The organism is Rhizobium sp. Root1204, assembly GCF_001424965.1.
In the GTDB taxonomy this organism is placed as follows: Bacteria; Pseudomonadota; Alphaproteobacteria; order Rhizobiales; family Rhizobiaceae; genus Pararhizobium.
Window position 1 is genome coordinate 57,776 of record NZ_LMCZ01000006.1, and the last position, 19,160, is coordinate 76,935.

Sequence of the window (19,160 nt, forward strand, 5' to 3'; positions counted from 1 at the left end):
ACCCGACCGGGATAGAACCGGCCGGGTGCCGGATTGGTCAGCGCGAACCGCGGCGGCGCAACTGATCGAAATAGACAATGACGATGATCAGCACGCCGGTGATGATGCGCTGCACGAACGCATTGACGTTGAGCAGATTGGCGCCGTTATTGATGGTCGCCAGAATGAAGGCGCCGAGCAGAGGCCCATGCACCGAGCCGACCGCGCCGAACAGGCTGGTACCGCCGATGACCGAGGAAGCAATCGCCTGCAGTTCCCAGCCTTCAGCCTGGGTGGCGTTACCGATGCCGATACGCGAGGCGAGCAGCAGGCCGACGAAGGCGGCGCAGGTGGAAGACAGGATATAGGCGAGATAGATCGTCCGGTTGACATTGACGCCGGAGAGACGCGCGGCTTCGCTGTTGGAGCCGACGGCGAAGAGATAACGGCCCCAGCGGCTCAAGTGCAGGAAGATGTAGGCCGGTATCGCCACGGCGATGACCATCCAGAACAGGCTGGGAATGCCGAGGAAATCGGCGCGGGAAAAGTTGGTGAAGGCCTCGTTGCTGATCGAGATTGTCGAGCCATTGGTCACCAGAAGGCCGATGCCGCGGAGCGAAGTCAGCGTCGCCAGCGTGATGATGAAGGCGGGAAGGCCCATGCGGACGATGCCGAAGGCGTGAAAGGCGCCGATCGCCACGCCAACCAGGAGCGTAATGCCCATGGCCGGCCAGAGCGGCACGCCTTGCTGCAACAGCCAGGCAACGGTGACGCTGGAGAAACCGACGACGGCACCGACCGACAGATCGATACCGGCCGTGATGATGACGAATGTCTGCCCGACGGCAAGGATCGCCGTCATAGACCCCTGGCGCAGCAGGTTGCTGATATTGTTGGAGGTCCAGAAACTCGTGGTCGAGAGACCGAGAAGCAGCCAGAGAAACAGCAAGAGCCCGAGCAGGGTCAGGCCGAACAGGATGTTCATGCCCTTCTTCGGCACCGGTGCGGTTTCCGTTGTTGTCTCTACGCTCATGATTTCCCTCCACGCATTTTCTTGTCCGGTCTTTTCTGAATTTTAAACGCCGATGGCCTGGGTCAGCACTTCCTCGTGCGAGGCGCTACGATAGGTGTGGCTGGCGACGAGCCTTCCCTGGCGAAACACATGCAGCCGATCCGAAAGCTCATAGACTTCCGGTAGATAGGAGGAGATCAGGATGATACCGGCCCCCTGTTCCAGAAGCCGTGCAAACAGCCGATAGATTTCCGCCTTGGTGCCGACATCGACGCCAACCGTCGGCTCGTCGAAGATGAACAGCTTGGCGCCATGGCTCAGCCATTTGCCGATGACGATCTTCTGCTGGTTGCCGCCGGACATGGCTGAAGCCAGTACACGCCGTGTCGGCGTCTTGATTTTCAGATCCTTGATCTGCCGGTCGGCGTTCTCGATCTCACGCCCGCGATTGATGGTGAGACCCCGTGACAGCCGGTCGAACACCGGCAGGTTGATGTTAAGGCCGATCGGCAGATTGAGGCAGAGCCCTTGATCGCGGCGGCTTTCGGGCGCGAGCGCAATACCGAGGTCCATCGCATCACGCTCGTTGCGGATCCTGACCTTGTTGCCCTGCCAATGGACTTCCCCGGCACTCAGCGGCTGGCGGCCATAGAGCCCGAGCGCAAATTCGCTGCGCCCGGCACCGATCAGGCCATAAAGCCCGACGATTTCCCCTGCTCGCACCGATAGCGAGACATCCGTGAAACCTGGACCTGACAAGCCGCGCGTCTCGACAATCGTCGCGCCGATCGGCAGCGTTTCCTTGTGATAGATCTGCTCGATGGTGCGGTTGATCATCATCGAGATCAGTTCGGCATCATTGGTTTCGGCAATCTTGCGCGTGCCGATATGGGTGCCGTCGCGCAGCACCGAAACCCGGTCGGCCAGCTCGAAAACCTCTTCCATGCGATGGCTGATATAGACGATCGTCACGCCTTCAGCCTGTAGCCGGCGAATGAGGCGGAAGAGCTGTGCCGATTCCTGGCGGGTCAGGTAAGCGGTCGGCTCATCGAAAATCAAGAACTGGGTACCACGCATCGCCGCGCGCGCCGTCGCCACCAGCTGCTGCTGGCCGATCGTCAGGTCGCTCAGAAGGGCGGCAGCCGGCAGATTGAAGCCGAGATCGTTGAGCACGGCCTGGGCCGCATCGGTCATGGCGCGCTTACGCATCAGGCCGTTCTTATTGATCTCGTCGCCGAGAAACATATTGGCCGCGACGGACAGGTGGCGGCAAAGCACGACTTCCTGATGCACGGCATTGATACCGCGGGAAATCGCCTCGTTCGGCGTGGCGAGCTGCACCGCATCGCCGCACCAGAAGACCTCGCCGGACGTTCGCCGGATAACACCGGTCAGAAGCTTGATCAGGGTCGATTTGCCCGCGCCATTCTCTCCGACGATGGCGTGGATTTCGCCCGAAAGGAAGGTGATATTGGCCGGTTTCAGGGCCTCGACAGCACCGTATTTCTTCTGCAGGCCGCGCAATTCCAGGATGGGCTGCCCCTTGGGGACAGGATGCTTGGCAATTGTTGTCGCGCCATCGTCGTGCCGGTGGCTGACATCATAAAGTCCTGTCATGGCGGCTCTCCTCCCCAATCCGATATCTGCTTCAACACGGTCAGGCCTTGCTGAAACAGGTCCGGATGGTGTTATGCGACAGTCGGCAGGCCGCTTTGAACGGCCTACCGCGTTGTTTCGATCAGTTGACCTTCGGGTTCAGAAGAGCGTCGATCTTCGGATCGGCCATGTTGGCCTTGGTCACCAGATTTGCACCGGTATCGACATTGGCCTCGACCTTTTCCTTCTTCGAAGCGGCAAGCGCGGTTTTGATGCCGTCATAGCCCATCCGGTACGGATCCTGGACGACGAGGCCAGCCAGAACGCCTTCCTTGAGGAAGCCGACCGTCTTTTCGTCGCTATCGAAGCCAATGACCTTGATCTTGTCGCCGAGCTTGTTTTCAGCAATCGCCTGGCCAACACCCTGTGCCATGATCAGGTTCGACGCGAAGACGCCAACGAGGTTCGGGTTAGCGGTGATCAAGTCAGTCATCATGTTGAGGCCGGTGGTTGCCTGACCGTCAGCATATTTGTCAGCCACGACCTTGAGGCCCGGATACTTGGCTGCGATGACTTCGACGAAGCCTTCGTGGCGCTGATCGAGCGAACCGACGCCCGGCAGGCTGGTGATGATGGCGATTTCGCCTTCTTCCTTACCGGTTGCTTCCTTGATGGCGGCAGCAAGACCGTCAGCGGCGATGCGGCCACCTTGTGTGTTGTCGGTAGTCAGGAAGGACGTGAACGCTTTTGAATCGGCGCCGGAATCGATGCCGATGATCGGCACGGCCTTGGCCGCCTCATCGATCGGCTTGCCGAGCGCCTTGAATTCGGTCGGCGAGATGACGACGGCAGCAGGTGCGCCGGCAACGGCATTTTCCAGAATGGTGATCTGGCCGTTGATATCCGATTCCGACTGAGCGCCGAGTTCTGGCACGTTGACGCCGAGATCCTTGCCGGCCGCGCGGGCGCCCGCCAGAACGATCTGCCAGTAGAACGATGTCGTATCCTTGACGATGATCGGGATCGTGACGTCCTGCGCGAACGACGCCACCGGCATCATGGTTGCAAAGACTGCAGCGCCGGCCAGGCTGGTAAAAGCGCGACGGGACAGGATATTCTTCATAAGGGTCATGGTGTTGTTCTCCTCCAACAACGTCTTGTTCAGTTCTCCTCAGACCGGGCTGCAAGACGCTAACAGTTCGATCTTTTATCCATAAAAAACATTTCGCTTTGGCAAGCTATCTCAGCATTTTCGAAATTGCAAGCGTTCGAAACTTCCCTTGAACATTGTTTTCCTCCCAACGCCAAGTCTTTGTTTTTCATCACGAAGATGAACCGGCCCACCTCCATGGGCCGGGTTGTATGCCGCGTCAGACGCGGTAGAGTTCCTGCGGATGCACAACGCCCTTCTTCAGGATGATATTGCCATACAGCCGGAATTCGGTCGTCGCGACGATATAGGCTGCCTTGCGCGAGCGCTCGTAGAAGGCAAAGCGCTCGATCGGTACGACCTTGAAATCACCGGCGAGTTTGGTGACCAGATTCTGGAATTCGACGCAGACCTCCGGCACCGCCTGCGGGTCACCGACAACTTCCATGCGCCAGGCGGATTCATCCACGAATGTGTCGAGCGGCATATGCGCCAGAATGGCCTCGGTAATACCCAGCGCATCGACACCATCGGCGCGCACGACCTTTGGACCCATGCTGCTGGCCGGGAAATTGGCATCGGCAATGACGATTTCGTCCCCATGCCCCATCGTGCGGATCGCATGCAGCAATTCCGGGCCGAGCAATGGATGTATTCCCTTGAGCATTCGGTTTTCCTTTGTCTCTTGAAAGCCGGCTAAACCCGGACGGCATCCGTGCCGAGTTCCGGGGCGACCAGCGTATGTGCGTCATAGGCCGTGAAATCACCCGGCTGCAGACGCTGCTCCGTCAGTTCCATATTGCGCATCAGGCTCGACGGTTTGGCCGTACCGAGCAGGACAGAGGCGACCGCTGGGCTCTGCAACGGAAACTGGATGGCGGGTGCCGCCAATGGCAGTCCCTGTGATCGCGCAATCGTTTCCATCGCCCTCACCTTGTCGAGCACGTCCGGCGTCGCCGGCATGTAGTCGAAATGCGATCCCTCGACCGGACCGGTGGCCAGAATACCCGAATTGAATACGCCGCCAACCACCAGCGATGTTTTCTTTTTCTCACACAGCGGCAACAGTTCGGCGGTGGCGGTGCGATCGAGAAGCGTATAGCGCCCGGCCAGAAGAATGCAGTCGATATCCGCCTCGCGCATCACATCGAGGCAGACCGGCACCTCGTTGACACCCAGCCCATAGGCGGTGATGGCGCCGCTTGATTTCAGCTGTTCCAGCGCCTTCAAACCACCATCCAGCAGCTGGCGAAGATAGACCGCGTTACGCTCGGCGCCATGCGTGTAGACGCCGATGTCGTGGACGAACAGGATATCGATGCGGTTGAGGCCGAGACGGGCATAGCTGAAGTCCACCGACCGCATAATGCCGTCATAGGAATAGTCGTAATCGGTATCGAACGGCAGCGGATCGACAAAACCGTAGCTTGGAACTTTGTCGTCGGGTACAGGCCGCTGCAGTCGGCCGACCTTTGTCGACAGAACATAACTGCCCTTCGGCTTGTCGCGCAGGAAATCACCGACGCGGCGTTCGGCAAGACCGAAGCCGTACCAGGGCGCGGTGTCGATGAACCGCAGCCCGGCAGACCAGGCAGCCTCCAGCGTTTCCATCGCCGTTTCACGCGGGCAGGCCCGGTACATGCCGCCGAGCGGCGCCGTGCCAAAGCTGTATTCGGTGACGGACAGATCCGTCCGGCCGATTTTTCTGAGTTGCATGATCTTCTCCTCCGCTCCGACAGTTCCCCGTCAGAGTGTCGCGCCCAGATGCCAGGGCACGAATTCATTGTCGCCGTAACCAAACAGCTCGCTCTTGGTTTTCTTGCCGGACGCCGTGTCGATGATCAGGTCGAAGATTTCACGGCCCATCCCGGCAATCGTTGCATCGCCGGTAGCGATGGTGCCGCAATCGATGTCCATGTCCTCTTCCATGGCGCGATAGAGCGCCGTGTTGCTGGTCAGCTTGATCGACGGACAGGGCCGCGAACCGAAACAGCTGCCGCGGCCGGTTGTGAACGTGATGACATTGGCGCCGCCCGCCACCTGCCCCGTCGCCGAGACGGGATCGTAGCCGGGTGTATCCATGAAGACGAGGCCATGTTCCGTCACGCGTTCGGCATAATGATAGACCGCCGTCAGCGGCGACCGGCCGCCCTTGGCGACGGCCCCCAGCGATTTTTCAAGGATGGTCGTCAAGCCACCGCGCTTGTTGCCCGGCGAAGGATTATTATCGAGCGATGCGCCGTGCATGGCGACATACTCTTCCCACCAGGTAATCAACCCGTCGAGCTTTTCCGCGACACCATCATTGACAGCGCGGCTGCGCAACAAATGCTCGGCACCATAGATTTCCGAGGTTTCCGACAGGATAGCCGTACCGCCGGCACCGGCGAGAATATCGACTGCCGCACCCAAAGCCGGGTTCGCCGTGATGCCGGAAAGCCCATCCGAGCCGCCGCATTGCAGTCCGACGATGATTTCGCTGACCGGGATCGCGGTGCGCTTCGCCGTCCCGACCTCCTGGGCGATTTCTTCGAGCACGCCAAGGGCGCGGGCGACGGCGCGGCGCGAACCACCGGCATCCTGAATATTGAAATGCCGTTTGCCGGCACCGGCACCCGACTGACCGTACAGCGTCAACTGGTTGACCTCGCAGCCGAGACCGACCATCAGCACGCCGCCAAAATTTACATGGCGCGTATAGCCGGCAAGGGTGCGGTGCAGGTTCTTCATGCCATCGCCAGTCGAACTCATGCCACAGCCCTGATCATGGACGATCGGGACGAAACCGTCGATGCCGTCATAACGCGGCAGGATGACCTTGTTGGCCTCCTCCGCGATGGCACGGCAGACGGTGGTGGAACAGTTGACGCTGGCGATGATGCCGATGAAATTGCGGGTCGCCGCACGGCCGTCGGCCCGGCGATAGCCCATGAACGTCCGGGCCTTGTCCGCGATGCTGGCGGCTTCCGGCGGCACCGGCGCGCCGATCGACAACCGGTCCTGATCGAAGGCGAGATTGTGCGAATGGACATGGTCGCCCGCGGCGATCTCGATGGTCGCACGGCCGATCGCCTGGCCGTATTTCACCACCGGTTCACCGATATGGACGGGATGGATCGCCACCTTGTGGCCGGGATCGATCTTGCCGTTTGCGCGGACGCCGCCCGGCAGTTCACCACCTGCCTCGATGGCCAGCGACGCGACGGCGATATTGTCTTCCGGCGACAAAACGATGAAGGAAGGTGCGGTCACCCTTGGTATCTCCCTGGACGGTTTTTATCCGAATGAGCCTGTCATTCATTTTGTCTTTTATCCACAATAGACAGTTTGCCGTCAATGGGTATTATGGGGCCGCGGCGCGGTACCAATCCGCAACCACTGCACCAAAACAAAATCAGGGACGAAACACGTGAACCGCAAGAGCAAAATCGAAGACAGGATCAAACGGACCGGATAGAGCAGCCTGAAAACCTGCCCCCAGTTGGGCTGACAGAAACTCCTATCTGGTCGATACAGCCATGGCGAAACAGAATACCGTCTTCAAGGACGCCTTCAACCGCTGCCTCAAGCTGCTGGCGGAAACCTCCAGCCTGCCGTCCGAGCCCGAGCTTGGAACGACGCTCGGCGTCAGCCGCACCACCATCCGCGCCATCCTGACGCGCATGGAAGAGCTGCAGTTGCTGGCCTGGGACAAGCGGGCAAAGGTGGTTCTGCGCCAGCCGAAGCCGGAGGATTATTATCCGGCGGAAGAAACCGATTCGCTGTCCGATATCATCGAGCGCAGTTTCATGCGCCGGATTCTGGCCGGCGGCGCCGAGCCCGGCATGCAGATCAACGAGCTGGAACTGGCCCGCGATATCGGTACCGGCACGACCAGCGTACGCGAATTCCTGATCCGTTTCAGCCGCTTCGGCCTGATCGAGAAACGCCCGAACAGCCACTGGATCCTCAAGGGGTTTACCCGTGAATTTGCGCTGGAACTGACGGAAGTCCGTGAAATGTTCGAGTTGCGCTCGGCCGCCAGCTTTGCTGCTCTTGCCCCCGATCATCCGGCCTGGGCGGACCTCAACCGGATCGAGACCCTGCATCACGAAATCCTTGCCGACATCGACAATCGCTACAAGGAATTCTCGGAACTCGATGAGCGTTTCCATCTCCTGGTGCACACATCGTCCAGCAACCGCTTCATCGTCGATTTCTACGACATCATCACCATCGTCTTTCACTATCACTATCAGTGGAACAAGACGAATGCGCGTGAGCGCAATGCCCGGGCGCTCGAAGAACATCTCGACTATATCGCCGCGCTACGGTCCCGTGATCCGGCACGCATCGAGACAGCTTGCCGCCGCCATCTGAAATCGGCACGGGAAACCCTGCTCCAATCCATTCAATAGCCGGATTCACCAATATGATGATCACACCCATCGTCCAGTTTGGAACCAGCCGCTTCCTGCAAGCCCATGCCGACCTTTTTGTCAGCGAGGCGCTGGAAAAGGGTGAGGCACTCGGCAAGATCACTGTCGTCCAGACCACAGGCTCGGCGGAACGCGCCGGACGGCTGAAGGCGCTGGCGGCCCCGGGCGGTTTTCCCGTTATCGTTCGAGGGATCGTCGAGGGTACCGAAATCGATCGTATCCAGCAGGTGGCAAGTGTTGCCCGGGCGCTGTCCACGGCATCCGATTGGGAGGCGATCAAGCGCATCGTCGCCACGGAAGCTGAAGTGCTGATCTCAAACACCGGTGACACAGGCTATGCCGTCGGCAACGACGACCTGGAAACGGAAATTCCAGCGTCATTTCCCGGAAAATTGCTGTTCCTGCTTCACGAACGCTATCGCGTCGAAGGTAAGCCCATCACCGTGCTGCCTTGCGAATTGATGAGCCGCAACGGCGATACCTTGAAGGCTGTGGTCCTGCGCCTTCAGTCCGCGCGAGTTGCGGATGCGGGTTTCGCGCAATGGCTGGAAACACACGTCATCTGGGGGAACACGCTGGTCGACCGGATCGTATCGGAACCTTTGGATCCGGCTGGTGCGGTGGCGGAACCCTATGCGCTCTGGGCGATCGAAGCCCAGCCTGGATTGAAACCGCCTTGCACGCATCCTTCCATCCAGGTGGTGGACGACCTCACCCCATACGAAAAGCTCAAGCTGCATATCCTCAATCTCGGCCATACCGTGCTGGCCGATATCTGGCTGAAGACCGGCCGTCCTCAGGATGAAACCGTGAAAGCCATCCTGAAAGACCCGGTCGTGCTCGCCGCTCTGCTAGAAATCTATGAAACCGAAGTGATTCCCGGCTTTGCCGCGAAGAATCTCGGCAGCGAGGCTACCAGTTACGTCGCTCTGACGCTCGACCGCTTTCGCAATCCGTTTCTGGACCACCGCATCCGCGACATAGCCAATCACCATGCGGAAAAAGTCACCCGGCGACTTGCCGATTTCAGGGCTTGGAGCCCGGATGTTGGCATGCCGAATCTCACTGCGATCATTGAAAGCCGCTGATCAGTAGCCGGCAACCGGCTTGGCATCACCTTTCCCGCCGGCCAGGAAATCGTCACGCAGTTTTGTCGTGGCGCTGACAAGAAGCGTCACATCGGTTCCGATCGCCATGAAGTCCGCGCCCATCTCCCGGTACATATGGGCTTGGTCGAGGCTGAGCGTCATGATGCCACGCGCCTTGCCCACCTTGCCGATGCGATCAAAAGCGTCCTTGATTGCCGCGGTTACGTCTGGATGCCCCGGCTGGCCAAGATAACCCATGTCCGCCGCCAGATCGGATGGGCCGATGAACAACCCGTCGACCCCATCAAGCGCTGCAATATCATCAAGTGCTGCGAGACCGGCACGGCTCTCGATCTGCACGATCAGGCAGATTTCGTCATTGGCGGTTTCGAGGTAATCGCTGATCCGGCTGAACTGAGATGCGCGGCCAAGCGCTGCGCCGACACCGCGCACCCCATGCGGCGGATAACGCACGGCACGCACCAGAGCCTGCGCCTGTTCGACACTTTCCACCATCGGGATCAGCAATGTCTGGGCACCCGTATCGAGGATCTGCTTGATCAGCCAGGTTTCGCCGACCGGAAGCCGGACCATCGGATGGCTGCCGGAGCGGGCGACAGCCTGGATCTGCGCCGACAGAAGCGGAATATCGTTCGGCCCATGCTCGCCATCGATCAGCAGCCAGTCATAGCCGCTGCCTGAAACGATCTCCGCCGCATAGGGACTGGCCAGAGCGACCCAGAGACCCAGTTGAAAACGGTCCTCACGGATCGCGGCCTTGAACGTGTTTTTTGGGGCGGGCATGGCTGTCTCCTGCTGTCACTATGGCTTTGTACCGTCAAACGAAAAAACCGGCCAGAGTTATCCGGCCGGTTCGCTCCAAAACCTGACTGGCAGATCAGGTCTCGACCTGCAAATCAGGCAATGCCACCGAGGCAGACATATTTGATCTCGGTGAATTCCTCGATGCCGTATTTCGAGCCTTCACGGCCAAGACCGGAGAGCTTGACGCCACCGAACGGCGCTTCGGCCGTCGAAATCAGGCCGGTATTGACGCCGACCATGCCGTATTCCAGCGCTTCGGCAACCCGGAAGACGCGGGACAGATCCTTGGCGTAGAAATAGGAGGCGAGGCCGAACTCGGTATCATTCGCCTGCTCGATAACATCCGCCTCAGACTTGAAGCGGAACAGCGGCGCCAGCGGACCGAAGGTTTCTTCCTTCGCTACCGCCATGTCCTTTGTGACATCGGCAAGAATCGTCGCCTCGAAGAAGGTGCCACCGAGCGCGTGCGGCTTGCCGCCCTGCAGGATGCGCGCACCCTTTTTCAGGGCGTCGGCAATGTGCTCCTCGACCTTGTTCAGCGCTGCCTTGTCGATCAGCGGCCCAAGAATGACACCCTCATCAAAACCGTTGCCGGTCTTCAGCTTGCCGACGGCTGTTGCCAGCTTTTCGGCGAAGGCATCGTAGACGCCGTCCTGAACATAGATACGGTTGGCGCAGACGCAGGTCTGGCCATTGTTGCGATACTTGGCGATCAACGCGCCATCGACGGCCGCATCGAGATCGGCGTCATCGAAAACGATGAAAGGCGCGTTACCGCCCAGTTCGAGGCCGAGCTTCTTGATGGTCGGGGCGCTCTGCTTGTAAAGCTCGGTGCCGATTTCCGTCGAGCCGGTAAAGGTCAGCTTGCGGACGGTCGGGTTGGAGGTCATTTCGCCTCCGATGGCGGCGGCCGAACCGGTGATGACGCTGAACAGGCCCTTCGGCAGACCGGCACGTTCAGCCAGAACCGCGATGGCGATAGCCGAGAACGGCGTCTGCGAAGCCGGCTTCAGAACCATGGCGCAACCGGCAGCAAAGGCTGGACCGGCCTTGCGGGTGATCATCGCATTGGGGAAATTCCACGGTGTGATCGCCGCGACGACGCCGATCGGCTGCTTCATCACCATGATACGCTTGTCCGGCTGATGGCCGGGGATCATGTCACCATAGATGCGGCGGCCTTCCTCGGCAAACCATTCGATGAAGCTGGCACCATAGACGATTTCACCGGTCGCTTCCGCCAGCGGCTTGCCCTGTTCAAGCGTCAGGATGCGTCCGAGATCGTCCTTGTTTTCGATCATCAGGTCGTACCATTTGCGCAGGACGGCGCAGCGATCCTTGGCTGTTCTTGCGGCCCATCCCTTCTGCGCAGTGCGCGCCGCCTCGATGGCTGCCTTTGTTTCTGCTGCACCGAGCTTCGGCACCCGGCCGATGATCTCTCCAGTCGCCGGATTGTTCACCTCGATGGCATTTTTCGGGTCGGCTTCGATCCAGTTTTCGCCGACGAGCGCGGCCTGGCGGAACAGCGAAGGGTCTTTCAAGGTCACGGTCATCAGCAGCAAATCCTTTGCTTCGAAAAATCTACAGAACTTATACAACTTTTTTCTGGCGTTCGACAATAACCCAGAAGAACGTTTCTGCAGTCTGTTTCGCCACGTCCCCGGCAGTCGGCCACGCAACCGCTGTCGCCGAATTGGAAACAGTCCATCAACAAACTGGAGTCTATTACTAGACTATCCAATCGCTATATGCGGACTTCGTCCGCTAATCGAATTCCGGCCCTCCGACCTCCCAAGACAGGAACATGCCATGACAACAACCAGCAACTACCGCCAGGCAGACTATCCCATCGAGCCGAGCTTCCTCAATCGCTGGTCGCCGCGCGCCTTCACCGGCGAGACCATTGCCGAAACGGAACTGCTGACAATTCTCGAAGCCGGCCGCTGGGCGCCTTCCGCCTACAATTCCCAGCCATGGCGCTTTGTCTATGCTTTGCGCGGCACTGAACAATGGGACAAGATCTTCCCGATCCTCAACGAGTTCAACCAGGGCTGGGCAAAATCCGCGTCGGCACTGGTGATCCTGGTCTCCAAGACCCATTTCGCAGCACCGGGTGCTGCCGAAGAAGCCCTGTCCTATAGCCACAGCTTCGATACCGGTGCCGCCTGGGGAGCGATCGCCCATCAGGCCCATCTGCTTGGCTTGCAGGCCCACGGCATGACCGGCCTGCATTTCGACAAGGCTGTTGAAATCCTCGGTATTCCGGAAGGCTATCGCGTCGAAGCCGCAGCCGCTATCGGCCGCCTAGGCGATAAGGCCCAGTTGCCGGACTATCTGCAGGCCCGCGAAACGCCAAGCCCGCGCCGCCCGCTTTCGGAAATTGCCTTCAATGGCACGTTCATCGCCGGCTAAGTTAAAAAGCAAAAACCGCGCCTTCCAGATGGGAGGCGCGGTTTTCAATAAGTCACAAGGGAGGCTGCGCCTACCTCAGATATCCAGGTTGGCGACGCTGAGCGCGTTTTCCTGGATGAAATCGCGCCGCGGCTCGACCTCGTCACCCATCAGGCGCGAGAACAGACCATCGGCATCGGTGGCATCGTATACCCGGACCTGAAGCAGCGAACGGACGTTCGGATCGAGCGTCGTTTCCCAGAGCTGCTCGGCATTCATTTCCCCAAGACCCTTGTAACGCTGCATCGACAGGCCCTTGCGGCCGCTGGCGAAGATGGCGTCGAGAAGCGCGCGCGGACCGCTGATCTCGATCGCACCGTCCTTGCGCTTCAAAACCGGCGGGATGGCATAGATTTCCTTGAGGCGCGGAGTCATCAGATCAATGTGACGCGCATCCTGCGATCCGATCAGCGCCATGTCGAGCGAGGCGACTTCCTTGACGCCGCGCACCATGCGCTCGAATTTCAGGCCACCATCACCAGCAACAACGGCCGTCCAGCCGCGCTCTGTTTCCTCGGCGATCAGATCGAGGCGCTTGGCAACCTCGGCTGCCGTTGCTGCCGACTGCTCGGCATGCTGGTTGAGTTCCGGATTGAGCGCGCCGGCAATTGCCGCCTGCTCGACAACGGACCGGCTGTAGCGCGAATGCAGCGCTTCGATCAGCGTACGCAACCGCAACGCATCGATGATGACTTCACGCAGATCCTGCCCGACCCGGACTTCGCCGGAGCCGAGTTCAAGGGCCGCGTCTTCGAGGCCTGTGGAGATCAGATAATCTTCCAGCGCCTTTTCGTCCTTCAGATATTGCGCCGACTTGCCGCGCGCCACCTTGTAGAGCGGTGGCTGGGCGATGAAGAGATGCCCGCGCTCGATCAGTTCCGGCATCTGCCGGAAGAAGAAGGTCAAAAGCAAGGTGCGGATATGGGCGCCGTCGACATCAGCATCAGTCATGATGATGATCTTGTGATAACGCAGCTTGTCCGGATTGAACTCGTCCTTGCCGATCGACGTGCCGAGCGCTGTGATCAGCGTGCCGATTTCCTGGCTGGACAGCATCTTGTCGAAACGGGCGCGTTCGACATTGAGGATCTTGCCGCGCAGCGGCAGGATCGCCTGGTTTTCACGCGAACGGCCCTGCTTGGCCGAACCGCCGGCGGAATCGCCTTCCACCAGGAAGAGTTCGGATTTGGCCGGATCGCGCTCGGAGCAGTCGGCGAGCTTGCCGGGCAGCGACGAAATGTCGAGAGCGCCCTTGCGGCGGGTCAGTTCGCGCGCCTTCTTGGCTGCTTCGCGAGCAGCGGCGGCCTCGATCACCTTGCCGACGAGGATCTTTGCGTCGCCCGGATGTTCTTCAAGCCAGGTGCTGAGCGCTTCGTTGACGAGGCTTTCGACAACGGGGCGAACCTCGGAGGAGACAAGCTTGTCCTTGGTCTGCGACGAGAACTTCGGATCAGGCACTTTGACGGAGAGAACGGCGGTCAGGCCTTCGCGGCAGTCTTCGCCGGTGAGCGTGACCTTTTCCTTCTTCATGATGCCGGAGCTGTCACCATAGGAAATGATCTGGCGCGTCAAGCCGCCACGGAATCCGGCCATATGGGTGCCGCCGTCGCGCTGCGGGATGTTGTTGGTGAAGCAGAGAACATTTTCATGATAGCTGTCGTTCCACCACATCGCCACTTCGACGGTGATGCCGTCCTTTTCGCCGCGAATGGCGACAGGCCGGTTGACCAGCGGCTTCTTCGCCCGATCGAGATAGGCAACGAAGGCTTCGAGGCCGCCGTCATAGATCATCTCTGTCTCGCGGATATCGGAATGACGCTTGTCTGTCAGAAGAATGCGAACACCCGAATTCAGGAAAGCGAGCTCGCGCAGGCGATGCTCCAGCGTTCCATAATCGAACTCGATCATCGTGAAGGTTTCGGTGCTCGGCAGGAAGGTGACTTCCGTGCCAGTCTCGCCGTTGCTGTCGCCGATCACTTTCAGGGGTGCGTCGGCGACGCCATGGGTGAAGCTGATCTCATGGATCTTGCCTTGACGCTTGATCTTGAGCGTCAGCTTGACCGAGAGCGCGTTGACGACCGAGACGCCGACGCCGTGCAGGCCGCCGGAAACCTTATAGGAGTTCTGGTCGAATTTGCCGCCCGCATGCAACTGCGTCATGATCACTTCGGCAGCCGAGATGCCCTCTTCCTTGTGAATGTCGGTCGGGATGCCGCGGCCGTTGTCAGTCACGGTGACCGAACCATCCGGATTGAGCGTCACGGTGACGATATCAGCGTGGCCAGCCAGCGCCTCATCGATGGCATTGTCCACGACTTCGTAGACCATGTGATGCAGGCCGGAACCGTCGTCGGTATCGCCGATATACATGCCCGGCCGCTTGCGGACGGCATCAAGGCCCTTCAGAACCTTGATGGAATCGGCACCATATTCGGCGCTTGCGCCGGCTTCGGTTTCAGGCAAATCGGTCATTCGGCTATAGGTCTTTCCAGGTTACGATGCCATGTCTTCGGGATCGGATTCCGTGCGAATCACCCCTCGATGGCGCTCCCCGAATATAGGGATTTTGTCCATAGTTCCAAATCCCATGCAGCCTGAAAGCGGCAGAAATCAGGGGATCATCAGAGTTCCTTATCAGGAAAGCGGGCTTTTTCCAAAACATCTTCCAGAATGCGGATGGTTTCGCCGGATAGGCCACGGATACAGCCGGCAAGTCGGTTGGCAAAGGCCGTGTGAGCCGACGGTAAACCGGCAGTATCCAGCACTACTTTCGGGTCGGAAAGGGCGGCAATCCCGAACAGTTCGTCGGCATCGTCCCAGATGACGTGGAAGTAACCGGCGACCCTTTGCTGGAATTCAAAGCTCGGCGCACCGCGCTTGCCATGCTCCAGAGCCGAAAGATAAGCGGGCGATACGCCGATCGCCGTTGCCATCTGTTTTTGCGAAACACCCTTCTTTTGCCGTAGCCGGCGCACCGCGTCGCCGAAGGGGGTCATGGGGCCACGCCTCTCGGGCGCGACAGACGGACATAGAGCGCGCCGTCGCCACCGTGATTGCGGGCGGCCGGCTCGTAGGACGAGATCAGCATGCGGAATTCCGGCAGCGAAAACCACATCGGCACCGCTCGCTTGAGCGCGCCATCGCTGCCAAGCGACGTTCCCTTGCCAGTGATGACCAGAACATGCCGCAGGCCGCGATCATAGGCGCGCATCAGGAAATGTAAGAGCAAACCATGCGCCTCGCTCTGGATCATGCCATGCAGGTCGATCCGCGCCTCGATGGCGAGATGGCCCTTGGCAAGTTTGCGCTTCACCGGCTTTTCCAGTGGGTGATGCATACGGACGGTCTTTTTCGGAGCCTCGGGCGGGGCAGCGCCGAAAGCTTCGGCAAGCGATTTTCCCTCCTTGATCACCGGCATCGGCAATTTTTCGGGCTGGGGTTCGGGCTTTGGCTCTTCGAATTCCGCCAGCTCATCCATTCGCCCCGGCAGCGGACGCGTCGTGCGCGCGACCTTGCCCCACAGGATGCGGTCTTCGCTGGTGAGCTTCTTTCCCTTAACCATGGCCGTATCTTGCGGCTGCGGCCTTCGGAATGAAAATGAAAAAATCAGCCTCGTTGCGCACGGCACCAGCCAGCCGTCCGGCCTCGTCACCGGAGCCGGTGAAGATATCGCCCCGCGCAGGACCGACGATGGCCGACCCGGTATCGAGCGCCAGCATCAGCCTTCGAAAAGGCCGGCCACCCTCGATCGAGGTCAGGCTGTCGCTGGAGATGAAAAAGGGAACCCCGAACGTATGAATGAGCCGGTCGACAGCGAGCGAACGGCCAGGTTCCAGCGCTACCTTTGCAGCCGCGACCGGTCCGAGCCCGGTATCATCGACCTCGGCCTCACGGAAAAAAATGAACGACCGATTATGCCACAGAACTTCGCCCGCCTCGTCCGGATGATCGTCCAACCATTGCTTGATCGTTTGCATCGACACGGTTGCGGCGTCGATCTTGCCACGCTCGATCAGAAGTTTGCCGGTGGCGGAGAAATAATGGCCGGTCTTGGCCGCATAGGTCACCCGCTTCATCGCGCCATCGGGATAGACGAGCCGGGCGGCACCCTGGACATGGGCAAAGAACACGTCGGTTTTGGATTTGGCATAGGCGATCTCCAGCCCGCGGCCGGCAAGGTATCCCTGCTCTATCGCCTTGCGGTCCGGATATTCGGAAATTTGCCCATCCGTCTGCTGCCCAAAAGCAAAATACGGATCCATGCCGCCGGGGCGGTTGCCATCATCGATATCGATGAGATCGTCCGGACGGCTATAAAAAGGGAAACGGAAGGTCTCGTCCCGTGTCGCGCTGACCAGAACTTCGGGCTCGAAAAAAGCCGTGACGAAGCCAAGCTTACCATCATGGCGAATAATCTTGAACGGAACGAAATGCTGTTCAAAGAAAGCGCGGGCTTCGCTCGCATTGCGGGGCTGTGTGGCTTCGGCCGCTTCATAGGCCGGCATCAGATCGGCAGTGGAAATGCCAAGCGATGCCGTCTTGTGTGGCTTGACCTGGGTGACCTGCCGGCGACAGCGTTCAAGCGCCGGCAGAAGCGGGGATGGATCGTCGGACTGCCAACCGGGAAGGTCGGAAAAGTCGACCCGTTGCAAATCGAAATCCATCGCCGCCGCGCCTTACGTCCTGATCAGTTTTCCGATTCCGTCGCGATCAGCTTCCAATTCGGATCGCGGGAACGGGTATCGCGCGCGAAGGTCCAGAGATCGTTAACCTCGGAAACCGCTTCGGCATCGCCATCGACGATCGCGCCGGCCTTGTCATAGGTCGCGGAAATCAGCTGGCTGATGATGCGCAGCGTGATGTTGGCTTCGCTATCCTTGATCTCGGCATGCACCATATCGGCCTTCTCGATGCCGACGAAGGTAGACTTGACGACTTCGCCCTTGCTTTCGCGTTCGGAAATCGCGGCGTCGAAACCGTCATAGACGTCGCGGGACAAGAGACCCTTGAGCGTCTTGCGGTCGCCATCGGCGAAAGCCATGACGATCATCTCATAGGCCATCTTGGCGCCATTGACGAATTCCTTCGGATCGAAGGACGGATCGTTATCGACCATGCGGCGCAGTGCGTCGTTCAGCGGCGTGCCAGCCTTTGTGAAGGCATCAATCTCGGCGTAACGGGAAATCTCCTCGCCGGCGCCATCGCGGCGTGGCAATTGCACCACTTTGCCGGACGCTTCAGGGCCATCGGCGGCTTCGCGCGGCGAATAGGGATCGACCGGCGGACGTTCGTTGCCGGTCCGCTTGCCCAGGACGCTGCGCAGTTGGAGGAATATGATCACCGCGGCGACCAAGAAAAACAATGTGACGAAGTCGAAAGAGCCCATTTCCACCCAGAACCGCTGTTAATATGCCGTGCGATCATCCCATATAGTCTGCATGACACGATCATTCAAATGGCTATATCACTTCTTTGCAATTGCCGGTGCGGTTCGGCTCAATCATATTCACCTGAGTAGATATCAATGCGCTCCCTGATCATCCCGATTCTTTTCCTTTTGATGCCGATCGCGGAGATCGCGACCTTCATCGTCGTCGGCCGTGAAATCGGCGTCGGCATGACGCTTCTTCTTGTTCTGGCCAGTGCCGTTGCTGGCGCGCTTTTGTTGCGTATCCAGGGGTTCGGGGTTCTTAGAAAGATACAGCAGGCATCACAAACCGGCACGGATCCAGGCCGGCAATTGGTGCACGGCGTCATGATCGTGATCGCCGCCTTGCTGTTGATCATTCCGGGGTTCATCAGCGACATCATCGGATTGCTGCTGTTCATACCGGCGGTTCGGGATCTTGGCTGGTCGTTCGTCAAGAACCGCCTGACGATCGTTACAACCGGCATGGCGGGAGGCTCGCGTGGCTTTTCTCGCGGCCCGGAACCGGAGCGTGGCGCTTCCCGCAATGGGGGTCCCCAGGTGATCGACCTCGACGACGACGAATTTTCCCGCACCGATGGCCGGGGCCGCACCGATCCCAACGAGCGCGACCGCCTCAAGTGAACGGCGGCACCGGGTTGTAAGCCCGGGTGCGAAATGCTAGATGCCTCACCAAATTTCATGTCCGAAGGAAATGGCCTTATGACCGATACCGCATCCCCGACAAACGGCTCTGCCGAAAGCCCGTCCCTGAACATCCTGGCCCAGTACATCAAGGACCTTTCCTTTGAAAACCCGGGTGCGCCGCGTTCGCTTCAGGCACGCGAAAAGGCTCCGGCGATCAACATCAATGTCAACGTCAACGCCAATCCATTGTCGGATGCGGAATTTGACGTCATCCTGACACTGAACGCAGAAGCCAAGGACGGCGACAAGATGCTGTTCAATGTCGAGCTTTCCTATGGCGGCGTTTTCCGCGTTACCGGTTTCCCGCAGGAACACATGCTGCCGCTGCTCTTCATCGAGTGCCCGCGCCTGCTCTTCCCGTTTGCCCGCCAGATCGTTTCCGACGCGACACGCAACGGCGGCTTCCCACCGCTGATGATCGACCCGATCGATTTTGCCCAGATGTTCACCCAGCGTATGGCTGAGGAAAAGGTTCGCTCGCAGGTTTCCACCACCGCGAACTGATTTGGCTGAAATCTGGATCTGA

The 19,160-nt window shown here is 59.5% G+C and carries 18 protein-coding genes; 5 read left to right on the plus strand and 13 right to left on the minus strand.

Annotated elements, in window-relative coordinates:
* Positions 1–37: 37 nt before the first annotated feature.
* From ASC96_RS07875 to ASC96_RS07900, 6 genes are all read right to left on the minus strand, one after another.
* A complete protein-coding gene (locus tag ASC96_RS07875; protein ID WP_060502489.1) occupies positions 38–1,012 on the minus strand; it encodes an ABC transporter permease in 975 nt (324 codons plus the stop codon).
* 42 nt (positions 1,013–1,054) lie between these two features.
* On the minus strand, positions 1,055–2,608 hold the full coding sequence (locus ASC96_RS07880; RefSeq protein WP_060502490.1) for a sugar ABC transporter ATP-binding protein: 1,554 nt from the start codon (positions 2,606–2,608) through the stop codon (positions 1,055–1,057).
* Between the two features lie 121 nt (positions 2,609–2,729).
* Entirely contained in the window at positions 2,730–3,719 is a 990-nt protein-coding gene (locus tag ASC96_RS07885; RefSeq protein ID WP_060502491.1) for an ABC transporter substrate-binding protein, read from the minus strand.
* Positions 3,720–3,957: 238 nt separating this feature from the next.
* On the minus strand, positions 3,958–4,404 hold the full coding sequence (locus ASC96_RS07890) for an RbsD/FucU domain-containing protein (RefSeq protein WP_060502492.1): 447 nt from the start codon (positions 4,402–4,404) through the stop codon (positions 3,958–3,960).
* Between the two features lie 29 nt (positions 4,405–4,433).
* Positions 4,434–5,453, minus strand: coding sequence for an aldo/keto reductase (locus ASC96_RS07895; protein ID WP_060502493.1), 1,020 nt, complete (start codon positions 5,451–5,453; stop codon positions 4,434–4,436).
* A gap of 30 nt (positions 5,454–5,483) precedes the next feature.
* The gene (locus ASC96_RS07900; protein WP_060502494.1) at positions 5,484–6,989 is read right to left on the minus strand and encodes an altronate dehydratase family protein; all 1,506 of its coding nucleotides are present in this window, start codon (positions 6,987–6,989) and stop codon (positions 5,484–5,486) included.
* Between the two features lie 266 nt (positions 6,990–7,255).
* Between ASC96_RS07900 and ASC96_RS07905 the strand changes: the two genes are divergently transcribed.
* Positions 7,256–8,134 (plus strand): GntR family transcriptional regulator, encoded by an 879-nt coding sequence (locus ASC96_RS07905; protein ID WP_060502495.1) that lies wholly within the window; start codon positions 7,256–7,258, stop codon positions 8,132–8,134.
* A gap of 14 nt (positions 8,135–8,148) precedes the next feature.
* On the plus strand, positions 8,149–9,243 hold the full coding sequence (locus ASC96_RS07910; RefSeq protein WP_244481941.1) for a mannitol dehydrogenase family protein: 1,095 nt from the start codon (positions 8,149–8,151) through the stop codon (positions 9,241–9,243).
* Here the strand turns inward: ASC96_RS07910 and ASC96_RS07915 are convergent, their stop codons facing one another.
* Together ASC96_RS07915 and gabD are read right to left on the minus strand one after the other, a co-directional pair.
* On the minus strand, positions 9,244–10,047 hold the full coding sequence (locus ASC96_RS07915; RefSeq protein ID WP_060502496.1) for an HpcH/HpaI aldolase/citrate lyase family protein: 804 nt from the start codon (positions 10,045–10,047) through the stop codon (positions 9,244–9,246).
* Positions 10,048–10,160: 113 nt separating this feature from the next.
* Complete coding sequence (gene gabD / locus ASC96_RS07920) at positions 10,161–11,615, minus strand: NADP-dependent succinate-semialdehyde dehydrogenase (RefSeq protein ID WP_060502833.1); 1,455 nt, start codon at positions 11,613–11,615, stop codon at positions 10,161–10,163.
* 262 nt (positions 11,616–11,877) lie between these two features.
* Here gabD and ASC96_RS07925 point away from each other — a divergent pair, with 262 nt between their 5' ends.
* Positions 11,878–12,480 carry a nitroreductase family protein gene (locus tag ASC96_RS07925; RefSeq protein WP_060502497.1) on the plus strand — a complete coding sequence of 201 codons (603 nt, stop codon included), beginning with the start codon at positions 11,878–11,880 and terminating at the stop codon, positions 12,478–12,480.
* A gap of 75 nt (positions 12,481–12,555) precedes the next feature.
* Here the strand turns inward: ASC96_RS07925 and gyrB are convergent, their stop codons facing one another.
* The 5 genes from gyrB to ASC96_RS07950 all read right to left on the minus strand — a co-directional run bounded on the left by gyrB (position 12,556) and on the right by ASC96_RS07950 (position 17,905).
* Positions 12,556–14,991, minus strand: coding sequence for a DNA topoisomerase (ATP-hydrolyzing) subunit B (gyrB, locus tag ASC96_RS07930; protein WP_060502498.1), 2,436 nt, complete (start codon positions 14,989–14,991; stop codon positions 12,556–12,558).
* Between the two features lie 149 nt (positions 14,992–15,140).
* Positions 15,141–15,515 (minus strand): helix-turn-helix transcriptional regulator, encoded by a 375-nt coding sequence (locus tag ASC96_RS07935; RefSeq protein ID WP_060502499.1) that lies wholly within the window; start codon positions 15,513–15,515, stop codon positions 15,141–15,143.
* Positions 15,512–16,081, minus strand: a complete 570-nt coding sequence (locus tag ASC96_RS07940; RefSeq protein ID WP_060502500.1) for a Smr/MutS family protein — start codon at positions 16,079–16,081, stop codon at positions 15,512–15,514. The genes ASC96_RS07935 and ASC96_RS07940 overlap by 4 nt, the downstream gene beginning before the upstream one ends.
* Positions 16,074–17,183, minus strand: coding sequence for a murein transglycosylase A (locus tag ASC96_RS07945; protein ID WP_060502501.1), 1,110 nt, complete (start codon positions 17,181–17,183; stop codon positions 16,074–16,076). Before ASC96_RS07945 ends, ASC96_RS07940 begins: the two co-directional genes overlap by 8 nt.
* 23 nt (positions 17,184–17,206) lie before the next feature.
* On the minus strand, positions 17,207–17,905 hold the full coding sequence (locus tag ASC96_RS07950) for a Tim44/TimA family putative adaptor protein (protein WP_060502502.1): 699 nt from the start codon (positions 17,903–17,905) through the stop codon (positions 17,207–17,209).
* Positions 17,906–18,043: 138 nt separating this feature from the next.
* Here ASC96_RS07950 and ASC96_RS07955 point away from each other — a divergent pair, with 138 nt between their 5' ends.
* Entirely contained in the window at positions 18,044–18,571 is a 528-nt protein-coding gene (locus ASC96_RS07955; RefSeq protein ID WP_060502503.1) for an FxsA family protein, read from the plus strand.
* 78 nt (positions 18,572–18,649) lie between these two features.
* Positions 18,650–19,138 carry a protein-export chaperone SecB gene (gene secB, locus ASC96_RS07960; protein ID WP_162246337.1) on the plus strand — a complete coding sequence of 163 codons (489 nt, stop codon included), beginning with the start codon at positions 18,650–18,652 and terminating at the stop codon, positions 19,136–19,138.
* Positions 19,139–19,160 lie beyond the last annotated feature (22 nt).

Excerpts from the sequence above, each read along its gene's own strand:
- ASC96_RS07875 (WP_060502489.1), bottom strand. The coding sequence starts at position 1,012 with ATGAGCGTAGAGACAACAACGGAAACCGCACCGGTGCCGAAGAAGGGC.
- ASC96_RS07880 (WP_060502490.1), bottom strand. The coding sequence starts at position 2,608 with ATGACAGGACTTTATGATGTCAGCCACCGGCACGACGATGGCGCGACA.
- ASC96_RS07885 (WP_060502491.1), bottom strand. The coding sequence starts at position 3,719 with ATGACCCTTATGAAGAATATCCTGTCCCGTCGCGCTTTTACCAGCCTG.
- ASC96_RS07890 (WP_060502492.1), bottom strand. The coding sequence starts at position 4,404 with ATGCTCAAGGGAATACATCCATTGCTCGGCCCGGAATTGCTGCATGCG.
- ASC96_RS07895 (WP_060502493.1), bottom strand. The coding sequence starts at position 5,453 with ATGCAACTCAGAAAAATCGGCCGGACGGATCTGTCCGTCACCGAATAC.
- ASC96_RS07905 (WP_060502495.1), top strand. The coding sequence starts at position 7,256 with ATGGCGAAACAGAATACCGTCTTCAAGGACGCCTTCAACCGCTGCCTC.
- ASC96_RS07910 (WP_244481941.1), top strand. The coding sequence starts at position 8,149 with ATGATGATCACACCCATCGTCCAGTTTGGAACCAGCCGCTTCCTGCAA.
- ASC96_RS07915 (WP_060502496.1), bottom strand. The coding sequence starts at position 10,047 with ATGCCCGCCCCAAAAAACACGTTCAAGGCCGCGATCCGTGAGGACCGT.
- ASC96_RS07925 (WP_060502497.1), top strand. The coding sequence starts at position 11,878 with ATGACAACAACCAGCAACTACCGCCAGGCAGACTATCCCATCGAGCCG.
- gyrB (WP_060502498.1), bottom strand. The coding sequence starts at position 14,991 with ATGACCGATTTGCCTGAAACCGAAGCCGGCGCAAGCGCCGAATATGGT.
- ASC96_RS07935 (WP_060502499.1), bottom strand. The coding sequence starts at position 15,515 with ATGACCCCCTTCGGCGACGCGGTGCGCCGGCTACGGCAAAAGAAGGGT.
- ASC96_RS07940 (WP_060502500.1), bottom strand. The coding sequence starts at position 16,081 with ATGGTTAAGGGAAAGAAGCTCACCAGCGAAGACCGCATCCTGTGGGGC.
- ASC96_RS07945 (WP_060502501.1), bottom strand. The coding sequence starts at position 17,183 with ATGGATTTCGATTTGCAACGGGTCGACTTTTCCGACCTTCCCGGTTGG.
- ASC96_RS07950 (WP_060502502.1), bottom strand. The coding sequence starts at position 17,905 with ATGGGCTCTTTCGACTTCGTCACATTGTTTTTCTTGGTCGCCGCGGTG.
- ASC96_RS07955 (WP_060502503.1), top strand. The coding sequence starts at position 18,044 with ATGCGCTCCCTGATCATCCCGATTCTTTTCCTTTTGATGCCGATCGCG.
- secB (WP_162246337.1), top strand. The coding sequence starts at position 18,650 with ATGACCGATACCGCATCCCCGACAAACGGCTCTGCCGAAAGCCCGTCC.